Source organism: Pseudomonas sp. SMSB3 (assembly GCF_052041965.1).
Lineage (GTDB): Bacteria > Pseudomonadota > Gammaproteobacteria > Pseudomonadales > Pseudomonadaceae > Aquipseudomonas.
Map to the genome: position 1 here is coordinate 219,855 of NZ_JBKGGV010000007.1, position 17,958 is coordinate 237,812.

Consider the following 17,958-nt stretch of genomic DNA (forward strand, 5'->3'; position numbering starts at 1 on the left):
ATTCCTCCCTCGCGGTTTCGCTCTCGTTCCTTTACGCCCCTCGCACCGACAATTCCCCCACAGCGGCTGACGCCGCATCCTGGGGGATTTGCATTCATGTACATGCTCGATGGTCTGTCACTGCTTGTGGCAGTGGCGTTGGCGGTATACCTGCTGGTGGCGCTGCTGCGCGCCGATCGCAGCTAGGGAGCGGCCATGCACAGTTACGACTACGCATTGCTGCTGGCCTTCCTGGTGATCGTGCTGCTGCCAGCGCCTTGGCTTGGACGTTTTTACTATCAGGTGATGGAGGGTAATCGCACCTGGCTGACACCGCTGCTGGGCCCGATCGAGCGCGGCTGCTACCGCCTTGCCGGGGTCAATACCGAGCAACAGAACTGGCAGCAGTACGCACTGGCGCTGCTGGCGTTCAACCTGGCCGGTTTCGTGTTGCTATTCAGTGTCCTGCTCCTGCAGGGCCATCTGCCGCTCAATCCGCAGCATCTGCCCGGTCTGGACTGGTCACTGGCATTCAACAGCGCCGTCAGCTTCGTCACCAACACCAACTGGCAAGCCTACAGCGGGGAGGCATCGATCAGCTACCTGAGCCAGATGCTGGGTTTGACGGTGCAGAACTTCGTCAGCGCTGCCACGGGCCTGGCAGTGCTGGTCGCGCTGTGTCGCGGTATCGCCCGGCGCTCTACCAGCAGCCTGGGCAACTTCTGGGTCGACATGACCCGCGCCACCCTCTATGGGCTGCTGCCGTTGTGCCTGCTGTTGGCTTTGCTGCTGGTGTGGCAGGGCGTGCCGCAGACCTTCGCCGATTACGCCCATGCCCTGACCTTGCAGGGCAACGAGCAGACCCTGCCGTTGGGGCCAGTCGCCAGCCAGATCGCGATCAAGCAACTGGGCACCAATGGCGGCGGCTTTTTCGGCGTCAACTCGGCGCACCCGTTCGAGAACCCTACCGCCTGGAGCAACCTGTTCGAAGTCGCCGCCATCATCCTCATCCCGGTGGCGCTGCTATTCACCTTCGGTCATTACGTCAAGGACCTGCGCCAGAGCCGAGCGATCCTGGCCTGCATGTTCAGCCTGTTCCTGCTTGGTGCTGGCACGGCGCTGTGGTCGGAGCAGCAGCCAAACCCGGCGCTGCGCAGTGCCCAGGTCGAGCAGAGCGCCCCGCTCGAGGGCAAGGAGAGCCGTTTCGGCACCACAGGCTCGGTGCTCTGGACGGTGACCACTACGGCGGCCTCCAACGGCTCGGTCAACGCCATGCATGACAGTCTCAACCCGCTTACCGGCATGGTGGCGATGATCAACATGATGGTCGGTGAAGTGATTTTCGGCGGCGTGGGCGCAGGTCTCTACGGCATGCTCCTGTTCGTGCTCATCGCGGTATTCCTCGCCGGGTTGATGATTGGCCGCACACCTGAATACCTGGGCAAGAAACTGCAGGCCCGCGAGGTCCAGCTGCTGGTGGCGACCCTACTGGTGATGCCGGTCGGCGTGCTGGCGTTCAGCGCCATCGCGGCCAGCCTGACAGGCTCGGCCGCTGCGGTAAGCAACCCGGGTGCCCATGGCTTCAGCCAGCTGCTGTACGCCTACACCTCCGGCACCGCCAACAACGGCTCGGCGCTGGCCGGTTTTTCGGCCAACACGGTGTATCACAACCTGATGATTGGCCTGGCGATGCTGATCGGCCGGTTTGGCTACATCCTGCCGATTCTCGCCCTGGCCGGCAGCCTGGCGGCCAAGAACAGTGCACCTCAAGGGCTGAACAGCTTTCCCACGCACGGTCCGTTGTTCACCGGCCTGCTCCTGGTAAGCATCCTGCTGATCGGCGGCTTGACCTTCTTGCCGGCCTTGGCCCTGGGGCCGATTGCCGAGCACCTGAGCCTGGGTTTCTGAGGAACCATTGATGAACATGCCCATTCCCGAAGTAACAGCCCGGTCCCACGCAGGCGACCGCATACGCCTTCGCGCATTGTGGCGCCCGGCCTTGATCCAGGCGTTGATCAAGCTCGATCCGCGTCAGCTCAAGCGCTCGCCGGTGATGCTGGTAGTGGCCCTGACCGCGTTGCTGACCACGCTGCTGTGCCTGGTCCCCGATCCGCGCGTCAGCCGCTTGGTGGCGCTGCAGATCGCCCTGTGGCTGTGGTTCACCGTGCTCTTCGCCAACTTTGCCGAAGCCCTGGCCGAAGGCCGCGGCAAGGCCCGGGCCGACAGCCTGAAGGCCGGGAGTCGAGGGCTGAGTGCCCAGCGCCGGCAGCGCGACGGCAGTTTCGAGACCGTGGCCGCCAGCGCGCTGCGTCGCGACGATGTGGTGCGGGTGGTGGCTGGCGAAATGATCCCTGCCGATGGTGAAGTCATCGAGGGCATCGCGGCGGTCAACGAGGCGGCCATCACCGGGGAGTCCGCCCCGGTGATCCGCGAGTCCGGTGGCGACCGCTCGGCGGTTACCGGCAACACCCAGGTGGTGTCGGACGCGCTGTTGATTCGCGTCACCAGCAATCCCGGCGAATCGACCCTGGATCGCATGATTGCGCTGGTCGAAGGCGCCAAACGGCAGAAGACGCCGAATGAAATTGCCTTGGACATGCTGCTGATTGGCCTGACGCTGATTTTTCTGATCGTCGTGGTCACCCTGCAGCCGTTCGCCCATTTCTCCGGCGGCAGCCTGCCGTTGATCTTCCTCGCCGCTTTGCTGGTGACGCTGATCCCCACCACCATTGGTGGATTGCTCTCGGCCATCGGCATCGCCGGCATGGACCGGCTGGTGCGGTTGAACGTAATCGCCCGCTCCGGGCGCGCGGTAGAAGCCGCCGGTGACGTGCACACCTTGCTGCTCGACAAGACCGGCACCATCACGTTCGGCAACCGTCGCTGCGCGGCGCTGCACGCAGCGCCGGGCATCACCGCAAAGGCCCTGGGGGAGGGGGCCTTGCTCGCCTCCTTGGCCGATGAAACGGCAGAAGGCAAGTCGATCGTCGAGTTCTTGCGGCAATTGCACGATTTCATCGAGCCGTCGTCGGGCCAGTACGAGGCCGTCGCGTTCAGCGCGCAGACGCGGCTGTCGGGGATCGATTTCCAGCAGCATCGCTATCGCAAAGGTGCTGTGGACGCGGTCCTGGCCTTCGTTGGCCTGCAGCGCCTGGACATGCCGCCTGCCCTGGCCCGTGAGGTGGAACGCATTGCACAAAGTGGTGGCACACCGCTGCTGGTGTGCCTGGACAAACGGCTGCTCGGCGTGATCCACCTCAAGGATGTGGTCAAACCGGGCATTCGCGAGCGCTTCGCCGCGTTGCGCAAGCTGGGCATTCGCACCGTCATGGTCACCGGCGACAACCCGCTGACCGCTGCCGCCATCGCCGCCGAGGCCGGCGTTGACGATGTTCTGGCGGAAGCGACCCCACAGAAAAAACTCGAGCGTATCCGCCAGGAGCAGCACGACGGGCGCCTGGTGGCGATGTGTGGCGATGGCGCCAACGATGCTCCGGCCCTGGCCCAGGCAGATGTCGGCATGGCCATGAACGACGGCACACAGGCGGCACGGGAGGCGGCCAACATGGTCGACCTGGACAGCGATCCGACCAAATTGCTGGACGTAGTGCAGGTCGGCAAGGAACTGCTGGTGACCCGCGGCGCGTTGACCACCTTTTCCATCGCCAACGATGTTGCCAAGTACTTCGCCATCCTGCCGGCGTTGTTCGCGGCTATCTACCCGCAGCTGGGTGTGCTCAACCTGATGCAGCTGGCCAGCCCGCAAAGCGCGATTCTATCGGCCATCGTGTTCAACGCACTGATCATCATCGCGTTGATTCCCCTGGCGCTGCGCGGTGTGCGCGTCCAGGCGGCGAGCGCCGCGCAGCTGCTGCGGCGCAACCTGCTGATCTATGGCGTGGGCGGCATCGTCGTGCCGTTCGCCGGGATCAAGTTGATCGACCTGTTGCTCAATGCCTTGCACCTGGTCTGAGGAGGCCATCATGACTCGCTATCTACGCCCGGCCGTGAGCCTGATCCTGCTGATGACCGCCATTACCGGCGGGCTTTACCCCCTGGCGGTGACCGGCATCGCCCAGCTGGCATTCCCCGAACAGGCCAATGGCAGCCTGGTGCGCGATAACCAGGGGCAGATTCGCGGCTCGGCCTTGATCGCCCAGGGTTTCGAGGGGCCTGAGTGGTTCCACCCGCGGCCATCGGCCGGAGCCTTCGCCACGGTGGCCAGCGCTGCCAGCAACCTGGCCCCCAGCAACCCGGCGCTGGCCCAGCGGGTCATGGACGACGCGGCGAGGTTGTTCGAGCCCCAGCTCGGGCCGGTGCCCCAGGCGCTGCTGACCACCTCGGGCAGCGGCCTGGACCCGCATTTGCCGCCTGCCGCAGCGGCCTACCAGATCCCGCGGGTGGCAGCGGCGCGGAAACTATCGCCACAGCGCTTGCAGGCCCTGCTGGAAGAGGCCACCCTGCATCCGCTGATCGGGCCACCGGTGGTCAACGTGCTGGCCTTGAACCAAGCATTGCAACGGCTTTGAGGAGATGTTCGATGAGTGATCGCGGCAGGCGTACATCGGCGCAAGGGATCGACCATGAGTGATGCCACGCGCGCCGATGCGCTGCTGGCCGGGTTGCCGCGCAGCGGCCGGGGCCGGCTCAAGGTGTTTTTCGGCGCAGCGCCAGGGGTTGGCAAGACCTACGCCATGCTCCAGGCCGCGCACGCCCATCAGCGCCAGGGCTTGCGCGTGCTGGCCGGAGTGGTCGAGACCCATGGCCGGGCCGAGACCGAGGCGCTGCTCGCAGGTTTGGCTCAGCAACCGCTGCTGCGCAGCGAGTACCGTGGCGTCACCCTGGAAGAGATGGACCTTGACGGCTTGCTCGAGGCCGCACCGCGCTTGGTGCTGGTCGATGAGCTGGCGCACAGCAATGCCCCCGGCAGCCGTCACGCCAAGCGCTGGCAGGACGTGCAGGAGCTGCTGGCCGCAGGCATCGACGTCTATACCACGGTCAACGTCCAGCACCTGGAAAGCCTCAACGATAAAGTGCGCGATATCACTGCCGTACAGGTGCGCGAAACCGTGCCCGACTGGGTGCTGCAGGAGGCGTTCGAACTGGTGCTGATCGACCTGCCACCGCGCGAGCTGCTCGAGCGCCTGCGCGCGGGTAAGGTGTACGTGCCGGAGCAGGCGCGCGCGGCAATCGATGCATTCTTTACCCAGACCAACTTGAGCGCCCTGCGCGAACTGGCCTTGCACACCGCTGCCGCCCAGGTCGACGCGGACCTCGCACAGGGCTACCGTCAGCGCGGCGAAGCGCCGCCAGCCCTGCGCGGGCGCCTGCTGGTCGGGGTGGAGGGGGATGCCCAAGCCGAGCGTCTGGTGCGCCATGCCAGTCGGGTAGCCCAGCGCCGTCATCTGCCGTGGAGCCTGGTGCACGTGGATAACGGCCAGCTGCGCGACGAGGCGGCCCGCCAGTATTTGCAAGCGGCCCAGCAACTGGCTGAACGGCTGGGTGCAGAGGTGGTGGTGCTGCGTGCGGGCGAGGTGGCACGCACCTTGATTCAGCACGCCCAGCAGCGTCGGGCCAGCCTGATATTGGTCGGCCAATCGCGCGACCGCGTGCGCCGGCGTTTGTTCGGCGCCGGCGTCGCCACGCGCCTGCTGCGCGAACGCCACGGCCTGGAGATCAATGTGCTGGACCGCGACAGCCGCGCCCGAACTGCGCCGCGGGCGGTGGGGCAGGCCTGGGCGTGGCGTCACTACCTGTGGGCAGTGCTGGCCACGCTAAGCGCCGCGGCGGCAGCCTGGGGCGTATCGCAGGTGCTGGAGCTGCCGAACATCTCCCTGGTGTTTCTCGCCGCCGTGCTACTGGTGGCAGTGCGCAGCAGCCTGGGGCCTGCGCTGTTCTGCGCGACCTTGTCGTTCCTGGCCTACGACTACCTGTTCATCGCACCGAATTTCTCGCTGAGCATCCAGCGCGAGGAGGACGTGCTGACGCTGGTGTTCTTCATGCTCATGGCCGCGCTCACCGGCAACCTGGCGGCGCGCCAACGCCGACAGGTGCAGGCCCTGCGCGAGACCCAGGCGCAGACCAGTCAGCTGCTCGACTTGTCTCGACGCCTGACGGTCGCCACCGACCGTCAGGCCGTATTCAGTGCCGCCGGGCAGCACTTGGGCGGTTGGCAGCAGGTCCAGGTGTGCCTGCTGGAGCGTGATGGTAACGACCAGTTGCAGTTGGCCAGCGGTGAGGGCGGCACGTTCACCGACACCGAGCGCGCCGCTGCCGACTGGGCCTGGCAGCATGGCCAGGCTGCGGGCCACGGCACTGACACGCTACCCGATGGCCGCTGGTGGTGGTGGCCGCTGACGGTGGAGGAACGGCCCTTGGCCCTGCTTGGGGTGCGTTCGCGCGCCGGCGAGCCGCTGAGTGGCCAGCGTCGCCGTCTCCTCATGGCCCTCGGCCAACCGTTGGCGCAGGCCCTGGCCCGCGTGCACCTGGCCGAGCAGTTGGAAGCGGCGCGTCTGCATGGCGAAACCGAGCAGCTGCGCAGTGCCTTGCTCGCTTCAGTTTCCCATGACTTGCGCACCCCTTTGACTGCCATGCGCGGCAGCATCGACAGCCTGCTGGCGCTGGGCGAGGCGATCCCCGTCGATGACCGCCGCGAGCTGCTCGAAGGCACCCGCGACGAGGCCGAGCGCCTGGACCGCTATATCCAGAATCTGCTGGACATGACCCGGCTCGGCCACGGTGCCCTCAAGCTTGCCCGGGACTGGGTGGCGCCGGCCGATATCATCGCCAGCGCGCTGCAGCGTCTGCGCGTGCTGCTGGCACTGCTGCAGGTGCATACCGAAGTACCGCCGCAGTTGCCGTTGCTTTACGTCCACGCTGCATTGATCGAGCAGGGGCTGGTCAACGTGCTGGAAAACGCCGCGCGCTTTTCGCCAGCCCAAGGGCGTCTGCTGCTGCAGGTCACGGTGCAGGAAGAGCACTTGCTGATTGCCGTCAGCGACCAGGGGCCGGGCATACCGGCAGAGGAGCGCGAGCTGATCTTCGACATGTTCTACACCGCCGCCCGGGGTGATCGCGGCGGGCAAGGCACGGGCTTGGGCCTGGCAATCTGCCAGGGCATGGTCGGCGCTCATGGGGGGCAGGTGCGGGTCGGCGAAGGCCTCGATGGCCAAGGCACGTGCATCACCCTATGCTTGCCACTGCCCCAGCAGCCGACTGCCGAAAGTGAACGCCCATGAGCCAGCCCGCGACCTTGTTGGTCATCGACGACGAAGCGCAGATCCGCAAGTTTCTGCGTATCAGCCTGAGCGCCCAAGGCTACCGGGTGATCGAAGCCGCCAACGGCACCGAAGGTCTGGCCCAGGCTGCCCTGGCCAGGCCGGACCTGGTGGTGCTCGACCTTGGTTTGCCCGACATGGACGGCCAGCAGGTTCTGCGTGAGCTACGCGAGTGGAGCGCGGTACCGGTCATGGTGCTGTCGGTGCGTGCCAGCGAGTTGCAGAAGGTCGACGCGCTGGATGGTGGGGCCAACGACTACGTGACCAAGCCGTTCGGCATTCAGGAATTCCTCGCCCGGGTGCGGGCCTTGCTGCGTCAGGTGCCACAGGTCGGCAGCAACCCGGCGCAGGCGAATTTCGGGCCGCTGGTGGTCGACTTCGCTTTTCGCCGAGTGACCCTGGCGGGCGCCGAAATCGCCCTGACGCGCAAGGAATATGCGCTTCTGGCGCAGTTGGCTCGGCATCCGGGTCGGGTCATCACCCAACGGCAGTTGCTCAAGGACATCTGGGGACCGACCCATGTGGACGACACCCACTACCTGCGCATCGTGGTCGGGCACCTGCGCCAGAAGCTCGGCGACGATCCGACCGCGCCACGCTTCATCGTCACCGAGGCAGGCGTGGGCTATCGCCTGATGGCGCCCGCGCCTTGAGCAGGGCTCATGCCCTGGGCGGCTCCTGCTCGAACAACTGCCGCGCGACCTCCAGGTAGCGCCTGGCGCCCAAACCCAATGGGCGCGGCTTCAGCCAGAGGATATCGACCCACAGTCGCAAACGGCTGGCCATGTTGTCGAAGCGTACTTCGGCCAGCGCGCCGGAGGCGATCAACGGCTCGACCAGAGGTTGCGGCAGGTAGGCCCAGCCCAAGCCTGATTGCACCAGGTCGAGAGTCGCCAGGTAGCTGTCGGTCAGCCAGATGCGTCGCGACAACACCATGCGTGGGTCGGAGCCTGTGGCCTTGCCGGAGGCCACGATGATCTGCCGCTGTTCGGCAAACGCCTCTTCGGCCAGCGGCGTTTCGCTGTGTTGCCCAGCGGGGTGGCGCGGTGAAGCGACCGCCACCAGCAACTGGCTGCCAGCCTCCAGGAACGATTCCCGCTCGTCGATCCCGGGCCGCTCGAAGACCAGCGCCAACTGCACGCTGCCTTCGTGCAGCAAGCGCACTGCTTCGGTCTGCGTGGCCGAACGCACTTCGATTTCAAGGCTGGGGAATTCCTGGGCGAGTACCTGCAGCGGCTCGCTCCAGCGACCGGTTTGCAGCTCGGGCGCCATGGCGATGGTCAGACGTTTTTCCAGGCCCTGGTGCAATTGCAGGGCCTGCGCATCGAGCAGGTTGAGCTGGCAGATCACCTGGCGCGCCTGCGGCTCCAGGGCCAGGGCTGCGCTGGTGGGCAAGGCCTTGCGCGTGGACCGGTCGAACAGGGTCAGGTCCAGCTCTGCTTCCAGTTGGCCGATGGCCATGCTCACCGCCGAAGGCACACGGCCCAGCTTGCGCGCAGCGGCTGAGAACGAGCCGGCCTCGAGTACCGCAAGAAAAAGGGTCAGAGAGTCGCTGCTGAACGCCATAGCCGCCTACCTGTCGATCGGGTCGCAAAGTATGAACACTCGGCGGCCCGTATCACAGCCCTAAAGGCCTTCGGCCAGGACCTGCTCGATGCAGTCGACGAAGTAGTCGACGCTGGTTCGGGTGGTGCACATTGGCGGCTTGATCTTGAGGATGTTCAGGTGGTCGCCGGTGGGCTGCATGAAGATGCCCAGTTCGCGCAGCCGCTCGCACAGCAGCATGGTTTCTTCCGTGGCCGGTTCCAGGGTCTGGCGGTCACGGACCAGCTCCAGCCCCAGATAGAAGCCCGAGCCATGGGCTGCGCCGGCCAGGGGGTATTTATCCACCAGCGCCTGCAAGCGCGCCTTGAAGTAACGCCCCGTTTCGCGGGCGTTGTGCCACAGGCCTTCCTCCTGCATGACGTCGAGGACCGCGATGCCGATACGGCAACTGACCGGGCTGCCACCGGCTGAAGAGAAGAAATAGCCCTCGGCCTCCAACGCCTCGGCGATCTCCCGGCGAGTGATGACCACGCCCAATGGCTGGCCATTGCCCATGCCCTTGGCCATGGTGATGATGTCCGGCACCACGCCTTGCTCCTCGAAGCCCCAGAAATATTCGCCCAGGCGTCCGTAACCGACCTGCACCTCGTCGGCGATGCACACGCCACCGCGTGCGCGGACCCTGGCGTAGGCCTGCTGCAGGTAACCCGCCGGCAACGCGATACCACCGGCATTGCCGTACACCGGCTCGCACATGAAACCTGCCAACTGGCGGCCACTGGCATCGATCCTGGCCAGCTTGGCGTCGACATCGGCCAAATAGTCGGCAGCCGTGTCCGCGCCGCGGAAGCGGCCACGGAAAGTGTTCGGCGCCTCGACCGGATGTACCCAGTCCGGGCGGGTTTGCAGGGCTTGCGGGTTGTCGGCGATGGAGGTGGAAATGGCATCGGTGGCCACCGACCAGCCGTGGTAGGCCTCCAGCACGCTGAGCAGGTCACGCCCGCCGCTGTAGGCCCATGCCAGGCGGATCGCCAAATCGCCGGCTTCGGTGCCGCTGTTTACCATGAACACCCGATCGAAGCCTGGCGGTGCCAGCGCCAGCAGGCGCTCGGAGAACTCGGTGACGGCTGCATAATGGAAGCGCGAGTTGGTGTTGAGCAGCGACCATTGCCGCGCTGACTCGGCCGCCATGCGCGGGTGGCCGTGGCCAAGCACCGCGACGTTGTTGAGCATGTCCAGGTACGAACGACCCTGCAGGTCGATCAGGTAATTGCGCCAGCCACGTTCGATCTGCGGCGGTTGGGCGTAGTAGTGCTTTTGCGAACGGGCGAAGCTGGCATCACGGCGGGCCAGCAGCGCCTGTGCGTCGGGCAGGGGCGCGGCATCGCAATCGAACCCAAGCAATGCGGCCGGCGACGGGCAGATGGCCAGCCAGGCCTTGGCATGGGACGGTTGGGCGAATCGCGGCGGGCAGATCGCCGGGTCCAGGCACAGCTGGACGGTCAGGTACGCGCCACTGGTACCCAAGGGCTGCCCTTTGTCGAGATGCAGGCCGTCTGCCGGCGATTGCTCAAGCCCATGCAGCCACAACGTCCAGTCCGCTGTACGCAGGCAGCCTCGCCCATCGGCGTGACACTGCCAGGCGCCAGCCTGCGGTGCTTGCACACGGCTACCGGCCGGTAACAGCAGTTCAACCGCCAGCGCGCAGGTCGCAGGTTCATCGGCGCGGTCGATGTGGGTTTGCGACAGCCGGTACTCGCCATGCAGGGTGCACGCTGGTGCCGGCTGTGCCGACAGCAGTCGCTGGTCACACCCTGGCTGCTCCCAGTTGCCTGCCTGGTAATGCTCGCTAAGCACGCCCAGGTCCAAACGCGTCACCGTTTGTTCCCGCAGGTCAGGCAGCAACGGCGCACAGCCCTGCAGCGACAAGACGTCCGCGGGCAATCCGGCAGCCTGCAGGATGGCCGCCTGCATAAAGGCCAGGGGCACGGCTGCGGCGGTGTCGAAGATCTCCCATTCATGGGCGATGTTATCGCGGGTGTACTGGTTATCAGGGTCGACCGCCAGTTGTTGCTCGCTGCTCAATACCAGCACCGCAGCGCGATTGAGCACCAGCGGCCACAGCGCCCGCAGCTCGGCCTCGGTCAGCGGGTTGATCGCCTGGTAGGCGCTGACTGCCGGCAGAATGCGCAGCGGGTCGCCTTCGGCGTGGTGCAACAGCGCGGCGCAGGTCACCGACAGATCGGCAACCCGCCAGGTGCGCAGCAGATCGCCGAAGTCGATGACGCCCTGCAGTTGCCACTGCCGCTGCGCGTCACGTGCCCAAACGGTATTGTCGTCGGTGATGTCCAGGTGCACGGCCTGGCTGGGCAGGGCCTCGACCAGTGGCGCCAATACAGCGGCCGCTTCGCCGGTGATCTGCTCGAGGCGCGTACGCTGCCCGGCATCCGGTAATACAGATAGCAAGTGCGCGATCAATGTCTGGGCATGTTGCGGATCCCACTGCAGGGTACGCGTCAGCCCTGGGTGGTCGAAGCCAGCCAAGGCTTGGTCGAGCCGTGCGCACAGCTCGCCCAGCGCTGCCATGAGCTGCGCCGGCATATGCTTGAGACGGGTCAGCGGTTGACCCTCGATGAAGTCCAGCAGTCGTACGCGCAGCGCCTGGCCACCCACTTCGACGGCCAACAGGGTTTGCCCATCGCGCGCGGCTTGCACGGCCGGTACTGGCAGGCTCTGCCGGTGCAGGTAAGCCAGGGCGGCATGCTGAGCCTGCAACTCGACTTCGGCATAGCTGGCGTGGCAGGCCTTCAATACGTAACGGCCGGATGCGGCGTCGACACGCAGGTTCACGTCCTGTTGACTACCCAGCGCCGTCAGCTCGCCCTCCATGCCATAGTGGGCCTGCAACAACGCCCGCGCCTGCGCCGCAGTGACCGCGGGGCTGGGCAGGGCAGAGCGCTCGATCAATGTCTCGAGTATGGCGGAGCTGGACTGTGGCTGGCTGGACATGGCGCTACCTTGAGTGCAGGTGTTTTTGTGTTGGGCCAACTTTATGCTTTGACTCGCTGATAGTGAAAGACGATTGTCTTCATGATTTTTGACAGTAAGCCCGGTGCAATTATTTTCTGGATATGCGAAGCGTTACCATTTACGCTTCCTTTCCCATCCAGCGCCGCCAGGTCATCACCATGTCATGCCTCTTTCCCTCGCGCCCCGCATTACTCGCGCTCTGCTGTTCGGCCACACTGGTGGCACACGCGGCCGAGCCCATCCAGTTAGAAGCCACCGACGTCAACGCCGATGCGCTGAAGGCCCAGCCTGGCGCGCTGCCCGAAGCGTTCGCAGGCGGTCAGGTGGCCCGGGGTGGGCAGATGGGGCTGCTGGGTAACCAGGACTACATGGACGTACCGTTCACGATGACCAGTTACACCGCGCAGGTGATCGAGGACCAGCAGGCCGAGGATATCGGTGATGTGTTGGCCAATGACCCGTCGGTGCGCGAGTCGTTCGGCTTCGGCAACCAGTCCAAGGTCTTCGTCATCCGTGGCCTGCCCCTGGCCGGGGATGACATTGCCTTCAATGGCCTGTACGGTCTGCTGCCGCGGCAAATCATGTCGACCGATGGCGTCGAGCGGGTCGAGGTGTTCAAAGGGCCCAACGCGTTCCTCAACGGAGTCAGCCCAACCGGCACCGGGCTTGGTGGCAACATCAACCTGCAGCCCAAGCGCGCTGGTGACCAGCCGACCCGTCGCTACACCCAGGACATCAGCACCGATGGCCGCCTCGGCGAGCACTTGGACATCGGCCAGCGCTTCGGCGCGGACAACCGCTTCGGCGCGCGCCTGAACCTCAGCCAGCGTGAAGGCGAGACGGCGATCGACGATCAGGATCAGCGCACCAAGCTGTTCACCGCCGGGCTGGATTACCGTGGCGATGGTTTTCGCCTATCCAGTGACATCGGTTACCAGAAGCAACGCATCAATCACCTGCGCAACTCGGTGCGCCTGGGCACGGGCGCCAACCTCACCACCAAGGCTCCAACCGCGCCGGATGCCAGCCACAACTATGGCCAGAACTGGAGCTACAGCGAGTCGGAAGATACCTTCGGCATGCTGCGAGGCGAATGGGACCTCAACGACAGTTGGACCGCCTACCTGGCCGGTGGCGCCCGCCATACCCGCGAGCACGGCACCTACGGCACGCCAGTGCTGGTCGGCAACAGTGGCAGGGCCACCCTCGGCGGCTCGGATATCGTCCACGGTGAGGACAATACCAGCTTCACCGCCGGGCTCAATGGCCGGCTGCAGACCGGCCCGTTCAGCCACCAGATTGCGCTGGGCGCCACCACCTTGTGGGCGGAGCAGAGCAACGCCTACGTCTTCTACCGCTCCACCCCAGGCAACAGCAATATCTACAACCCGGGCAAATTACCGCGGCCGACTGACGTCAGCATCACCGGCGGCGACATGGGCGACCCGGGCGTCACCGGCAAGACCCGCAGCCGCAGCCTGGCGATTTCCGACACGATCGGCGTTTTCGATGACCGTCTGCTGCTGACCTACGGCCTGCGCCGACAGCAGTTGCGGGTGGAGAACTACTTCTACGACGGCACCACTCCGGCCACGCCGAGCAACCCGTCCAAGGACGGCAGCCGCAATGGCGAGCCCTACAGCGAGTCGATCACCACGCCGGTGTACGGCATCGTGTTCAAGGCCACCGACAGCATCTCGTTGTATGCCAACCGTATCGAAGGCCTGGCCCAAGGCCCCACCGCGCCGGCCAACGTGGTCAATGCCGGGCAGATGTTCCCACCGGGGCGCACCAAGCAGCTCGAGGCTGGCATCAAGTTCGACAAACAGACCTACGGTGCCAACCTGGCAGTGTTCCGGATCGAGAAGCCATCGGATGGCTACACTGACGGCGTCACCTACATCCGCGATGGCGAGCAGGTGAACAAAGGCGTGGAACTGAGCCTGTTCGGCGAGCCTGTCGAAGGCTTGCGCCTGATGGCCGGCGGCACGCGCATGAGTTCGCAGCAGAAGAACACCGCTAACGGGAGCAATGACGGCAATCATGCGATCGGTGTGCCGACCTTCCAGCTCAATGCCAGCGTCGACTGGGATGTACCCGGCGTGCCTGGCCTTGCGCTCAACGCCCGCATGCTGCGCACTGGCGGGCAATTCGTCGATGCGGCGAACAACGTCAGCCTGCCGACCTGGAACCGCTTCGATGCCGGCGCCCGCTACACGCTCAAGGTCGCCGAAAAAGACCTGACCCTGCGGGTCAACGTCGAGAACCTGACCGACAAGAACTACTGGGCTTCAGCCAATGGCGGCTACCTGACCCAGGGCGATCCTCGTCTGGTGAAGTTCTCTGGCACCATTGATTTCTAGCGTGTCGGGAGCCATCGGTTCAACGCCGCGCTATCAGCCATTGGCAGCGTGGCGCGTTGGCTAGCTACCCTCGACCTGCAAGAACGCCGCCTCGAGCAACTGCCGGGTATACGCATCCTGCGGAGCACGGAAGATTTGCTGCGCGTCGCCTTGCTCCACCACCTGGCCCTGCTTGATCACCATCAGTTGATGGCTCAGCGCCTTGACCACTGCCAGGTCGTGGCTGATGAACAGGTAGGTCAGGTTGTACTTGTGCTGAAGGTTGCGCAGCAATTCGACCACCTGGCGCTGGACCGTGCGGTCCAGTGCCGAGGTTGGCTCATCCAGCAGGATCAAGGCGGGCTTGAGCACCAGCGCCCGGGCGATGGCGATGCGCTGGCGCTGACCTCCGGAGAATTCATGGGGGTAACGATGGCGAGTGGCCGGGTCCAGGCCAACCTCTTCGAGGGCAGCGATGATCGCCGCCTCCTGTTCTTCAGGCGTGCCGATCTTGTGAATGCGCAGGCCCTCGCCGACGATGTCCGCCACGCACATGCGCGGGCTGAGGCTGCCGAAGGGGTCCTGGAATACCACCTGCATCTCTCGGCGCAGGGGGCGCACTTGCTGCTGGTTGAGGTGTTGCAGGGACTGGCCACGGAAGCGGATGCCGCCCTGGCTGGCAATCAGCCGCAGGATGGCCAGGCCCAAGGTCGACTTGCCCGAGCCGGACTCGCCGACGATGCCGAGGGTCTGGCCCTGGGGCAGGCTGAAGTTGATGCCGTCCACGGCCTTGACGTGGTCGACCGTCTTGCGCAGCAGGCCTTTTTTGATCGGAAACCACACCTTGAGGTCGTCGACCTCGAGCAGCGGCGCCCCCACTGGGTTATGCGCCGGCAGCCCGGTGGGCTCGGCATTGATCAGCATCTGCGTGTAGGGGTGTTGCGGTGCGCTGAACAAGGTCGCGCAGTCGGCTTGCTCGACGATCTGCCCACGCTGCATCACGCACACCCGGTGGGCGATGCGACGCACCAGGTTGAGGTCGTGGCTGATCAGCAACAGGGCCATGCCCAGGCGTGCCTGCAATGACTTGAGCAGGTCGAGGATCTTCAGCTGCACGGTGACATCCAGCGCCGTGGTGGGCTCATCGGCGATCAGCAGTTCAGGCTCATTGGCCAGCGCCATGGCGATCATCACCCGCTGCCGCTGACCACCGGAAAGCTCATGCGGCAGGGCCTTCAGACGCTTGTGCGGCTGGGGAATACCAACCAGCTCCAGCAGCTCAAGCGTGCGCGCGGTGGCCTGTTTGCCAGTGAGTCCCTTGTGCAGCAGGAGAATCTCGTTGATCTGTTTTTCGATGCTGTGCAGCGGGTTCAGCGAGGTCATCGGCTCCTGGAAGATCATCGCGATGCGATCACCGCGAATGCGCTGCAGGCTCTTCTCGGTCTGCTGCAACAGGTCCTTGCCCTGGTAGACGATGGTGCCGCTGGGGTGATGGGCCAGCGGGTAGGGTAGCAGGCGCAGAATCGAGTGAGCCGTGACCGATTTGCCCGAGCCGCTTTCGCCGACCAGGGCCAAGGTCTCGCCCTTGCGAATATCGAAGCTGATGCCATCGACCACCCGGTTGACCTGCTCGCCCGTGACGAACTCCACGGCCAGGTCGCGTACTTCGATCAGGTTCTGTTGCGTCATTTCACTTCCTCGGGTCGAAGGCATCGCGGGCGGATTCACCGATGAACACCAGCAGGCTGAGCATGATCGCCAGCACGGCGAAGGCGCTGATGCCCAGCCACGGTGCCTGCAGGTTGGACTTGCCCTGGGCTACCAACTCGCCAAGCGAAGGCGCGCCGGGCGGCAGCCCGAAGCCGAGGAAGTCCAGCGCGGTAAGGGTGCCGATGGCGCCGGTCAGGATGAACGGCATGAAGGTCATGGTCGAGATCATCGCGTTGGGCAGAATGTGCCGGTACATGATCGCGGCATTGCGCATACCCAACGCGCGCGCGGCGCGCACGTATTCAAGGTTGCGCCCGCGCAGGAACTCGGCGCGTACCACATCCACCAGGCTCATCCACGAGAACAGCAGCATGATGCCCAGCAGCCACCAGAAATTCGGCTGCACGAAGCTGGCCAGGATGATCAGCAGGTACAGCACCGGCAGCCCCGACCAGATCTCCAGGAAGCGCTGGCCGGCCAGGTCCACCCAGCCGCCGTAGAAGCCCTGCAGGGCGCCGGCGATCACGCCGATGATCGAACTGAGCACGGTCAAGGTCAGGGCGAACAACACCGACACGCGGAAGCCGTAGATAACCCGCGCCAGGACATCCCGGCCCTGATCGTCGGTGCCCAGCCAGTTGTCCGCCGACGGGGGCGCCGGGGCGGGCACGCGCAGGTCGTAGTTGATGCTCTGGTAGCTGAACGGGATAGGCGCCCATAGCACCAGGCTGTCCTTTTTATCCAGCAGATCGCGGATGTATGGGCTTTTGTAGTTGGCTTCGAGGGGAAACTCGCCGCCAAAAGTGGTTTCCGGGTAGCGTTTGAACGCCGGGAAATACCACGAGCCGTCGTAGCGCACGGCAATCGGCTTGTCGTTGGCGATCAGTTCGGCGCCCAGGCTCAGGCCGAACAAAATCAGGAACAGCCACAACGACCACCAGCCGCGGCGATTGGCCTTGAAGCGCTCGAAGCGGCGACGGTTGAGAGGGGACAGGGCCATGTCAGTGCTCCCGGCTGGCGAAGTCGATGCGTGGATCGACCAGGGTGTAGGTCAGGTCACCGATCAATTTCACCACCAGGCCGAGTAGGGTGAAGATGAACAGGGTGCCGAAGACCACCGGGTAGTCGCGGTTGATGGCCGCCTCGAAACTCATCAGGCCCAGGCCATCGAGGCTGAAGATCACCTCGATCAACAGCGAGCCGGTGAAGAAGATGCCGATGAACGCCGAGGGGAAGCCCGCGATCACCAGCAGCATGGCATTGCGGAACACATGGCCGTACAACACGCGCGAGCGGCTCAGGCCCTTGGCCTTGGCGGTGACCACATACTGCTTGCCGATTTCGTCGAGGAAGCTGTTCTTGGTCAGCAGGGTCATGGTGGCGAAGTTGCCGATCACCAGCGCGGTGATCGGCAGCACCAGGTGCCAGAAATAATCGAGCACCTTGCCGGTAGTGGACAGCTCGTCGAAATTGTTGGAGGTCAGCCCGCGCAAGGGGAACCAGTCGAAATAGCTGCCGCCGGCAAACAGCACGATCAGCAGGATGGCGAACAGAAAGGCCGGTATCGCGTAGCCGACGATGATCGCCGAGCTGGTCCAGACATCGAAATGGCTACCATGGCGCACCGTCTTGGCGATGCCCAGCGGGATCGACACCAGGTACATGATCAACGTGCTCCATAACCCCAGGGAGATCGACACAGGCAGCTTTTCGGCGATCAGGTCGATGACCTTGGCGTCGCGGAAGAAGCTGGTGCCGAAATCGAGTTGCGCATAGTTCTTGATCATCAACCACAGGCGCTCCGGTGCAGACTTGTCGAAGCCATACATGCGCTCGATTTCAGCAATCAGCGCCGGATCCAGGCCTTGCGCGCCGCGGTAGTTGGAACCGGCCACGGACACTTCGGCGCCGCCCCCGGCGATACGGCTGGTGGCCCCCTCGAAGCCTTCGAGTTTGGCGATCATCTGTTCCACCGGCCCGCCTGGGGCCGCCTGGACGATGATGAAGTTGATGACCAGGATGCCGAACAGGGTCGGGATGATCAGCAGCAGGCGCCGCAGGATATAGGCGAGCAT

Annotated in this window: 12 protein-coding genes; 7 read left to right on the plus strand and 5 right to left on the minus strand. The window is 64.9% G+C overall.

Features of this window, described 5'->3' with window-relative positions; all coding sequences use genetic code 11:
- Nucleotides 1-96 precede the first annotated feature (96 nt).
- From kdpF to ACLEJW_RS14050, 6 genes are read left to right on the plus strand one after another with little or no spacing between them, the layout of a single operon-like run.
- Nucleotides 97-186, plus strand: coding sequence for a K(+)-transporting ATPase subunit F (kdpF, locus tag ACLEJW_RS14025; protein WP_313459172.1), 90 nt, complete (start codon nucleotides 97-99; stop codon nucleotides 184-186).
- Nucleotides 187-195: 9 nt separating this feature from the next.
- Nucleotides 196-1,887 carry a potassium-transporting ATPase subunit KdpA gene (kdpA, locus tag ACLEJW_RS14030; protein WP_440777756.1) on the plus strand — a complete coding sequence of 564 codons (1,692 nt, stop codon included), beginning with the start codon at nucleotides 196-198 and terminating at the stop codon, nucleotides 1,885-1,887.
- Nucleotides 1,888-1,897: 10 nt separating this feature from the next.
- Nucleotides 1,898-3,952, plus strand: a complete 2,055-nt coding sequence (gene kdpB / locus ACLEJW_RS14035) for a potassium-transporting ATPase subunit KdpB (RefSeq protein ID WP_440777757.1) — start codon at nucleotides 1,898-1,900, stop codon at nucleotides 3,950-3,952.
- Between the two features lie 10 nt (nucleotides 3,953-3,962).
- Complete coding sequence (gene kdpC, locus ACLEJW_RS14040) at nucleotides 3,963-4,508, plus strand: potassium-transporting ATPase subunit KdpC (RefSeq protein ID WP_313644912.1); 546 nt, start codon at nucleotides 3,963-3,965, stop codon at nucleotides 4,506-4,508.
- A gap of 54 nt (nucleotides 4,509-4,562) precedes the next feature.
- Entirely contained in the window at nucleotides 4,563-7,217 is a 2,655-nt protein-coding gene (locus ACLEJW_RS14045; RefSeq protein ID WP_440777758.1) for a DUF4118 domain-containing protein, read from the plus strand.
- Nucleotides 7,214-7,909, plus strand: coding sequence for a response regulator (locus ACLEJW_RS14050; RefSeq protein WP_440777759.1), 696 nt, complete (start codon nucleotides 7,214-7,216; stop codon nucleotides 7,907-7,909). The genes ACLEJW_RS14045 and ACLEJW_RS14050 overlap by 4 nt, the downstream gene beginning before the upstream one ends.
- 7 nt (nucleotides 7,910-7,916) lie before the next feature.
- Here ACLEJW_RS14050 and ACLEJW_RS14055 read toward each other — a convergent pair whose 3' ends face one another.
- Nucleotides 7,917-8,822, minus strand: a complete 906-nt coding sequence (locus tag ACLEJW_RS14055; RefSeq protein WP_440777760.1) for a LysR family transcriptional regulator — start codon at nucleotides 8,820-8,822, stop codon at nucleotides 7,917-7,919.
- 60 nt (nucleotides 8,823-8,882) lie between these two features.
- Nucleotides 8,883-11,810, minus strand: a complete 2,928-nt coding sequence (locus tag ACLEJW_RS14060; protein WP_440777761.1) for an aminotransferase — start codon at nucleotides 11,808-11,810, stop codon at nucleotides 8,883-8,885.
- A gap of 179 nt (nucleotides 11,811-11,989) precedes the next feature.
- Here ACLEJW_RS14060 and ACLEJW_RS14065 point away from each other — a divergent pair, with 179 nt between their 5' ends.
- A complete protein-coding gene (locus tag ACLEJW_RS14065; RefSeq protein WP_440777762.1) occupies nucleotides 11,990-14,194 on the plus strand; it encodes a TonB-dependent receptor in 2,205 nt (734 codons plus the stop codon).
- Between the two features lie 60 nt (nucleotides 14,195-14,254).
- On the opposite strand, the gene ACLEJW_RS14070 is transcribed toward ACLEJW_RS14065, so the two are convergent.
- From ACLEJW_RS14070 to ACLEJW_RS14080, 3 genes are read right to left on the minus strand one after another with little or no spacing between them, the layout of a single operon-like run.
- Complete coding sequence (locus tag ACLEJW_RS14070; protein WP_440777763.1) at nucleotides 14,255-15,862, minus strand: ABC transporter ATP-binding protein; 1,608 nt, start codon at nucleotides 15,860-15,862, stop codon at nucleotides 14,255-14,257.
- 1 nt (nucleotide 15,863) lies between these two features.
- A complete protein-coding gene (locus ACLEJW_RS14075) occupies nucleotides 15,864-16,883 on the minus strand; it encodes an ABC transporter permease (protein WP_145188859.1) in 1,020 nt (339 codons plus the stop codon).
- 1 nt (nucleotide 16,884) lies between these two features.
- A complete protein-coding gene (locus ACLEJW_RS14080) occupies nucleotides 16,885-17,958 on the minus strand; it encodes a microcin C ABC transporter permease YejB (protein WP_440777764.1) in 1,074 nt (357 codons plus the stop codon).

Excerpts from the sequence above, each read along its gene's own strand:
- kdpB (WP_440777757.1), top strand. The coding sequence starts at position 1,898 with ATGAACATGCCCATTCCCGAAGTAACAGCCCGGTCCCACGCAGGCGAC.
- ACLEJW_RS14045 (WP_440777758.1), top strand. The coding sequence starts at position 4,563 with ATGAGTGATGCCACGCGCGCCGATGCGCTGCTGGCCGGGTTGCCGCGC.
- ACLEJW_RS14055 (WP_440777760.1), bottom strand. The coding sequence starts at position 8,822 with ATGGCGTTCAGCAGCGACTCTCTGACCCTTTTTCTTGCGGTACTCGAG.
- ACLEJW_RS14080 (WP_440777764.1), bottom strand. The coding sequence starts at position 17,958 with ATGCTCGCCTATATCCTGCGGCGCCTGCTGCTGATCATCCCGACCCTG.
- ACLEJW_RS14075 (WP_145188859.1), bottom strand. The coding sequence starts at position 16,883 with ATGGCCCTGTCCCCTCTCAACCGTCGCCGCTTCGAGCGCTTCAAGGCC.
- ACLEJW_RS14070 (WP_440777763.1), bottom strand. The coding sequence starts at position 15,862 with ATGACGCAACAGAACCTGATCGAAGTACGCGACCTGGCCGTGGAGTTC.
- ACLEJW_RS14060 (WP_440777761.1), bottom strand. The coding sequence starts at position 11,810 with ATGTCCAGCCAGCCACAGTCCAGCTCCGCCATACTCGAGACATTGATC.
- ACLEJW_RS14050 (WP_440777759.1), top strand. The coding sequence starts at position 7,214 with ATGAGCCAGCCCGCGACCTTGTTGGTCATCGACGACGAAGCGCAGATC.
- kdpC (WP_313644912.1), top strand. The coding sequence starts at position 3,963 with ATGACTCGCTATCTACGCCCGGCCGTGAGCCTGATCCTGCTGATGACC.
- kdpA (WP_440777756.1), top strand. The coding sequence starts at position 196 with ATGCACAGTTACGACTACGCATTGCTGCTGGCCTTCCTGGTGATCGTG.
- ACLEJW_RS14065 (WP_440777762.1), top strand. The coding sequence starts at position 11,990 with ATGTCATGCCTCTTTCCCTCGCGCCCCGCATTACTCGCGCTCTGCTGT.
- kdpF (WP_313459172.1), top strand. The coding sequence starts at position 97 with ATGTACATGCTCGATGGTCTGTCACTGCTTGTGGCAGTGGCGTTGGCG.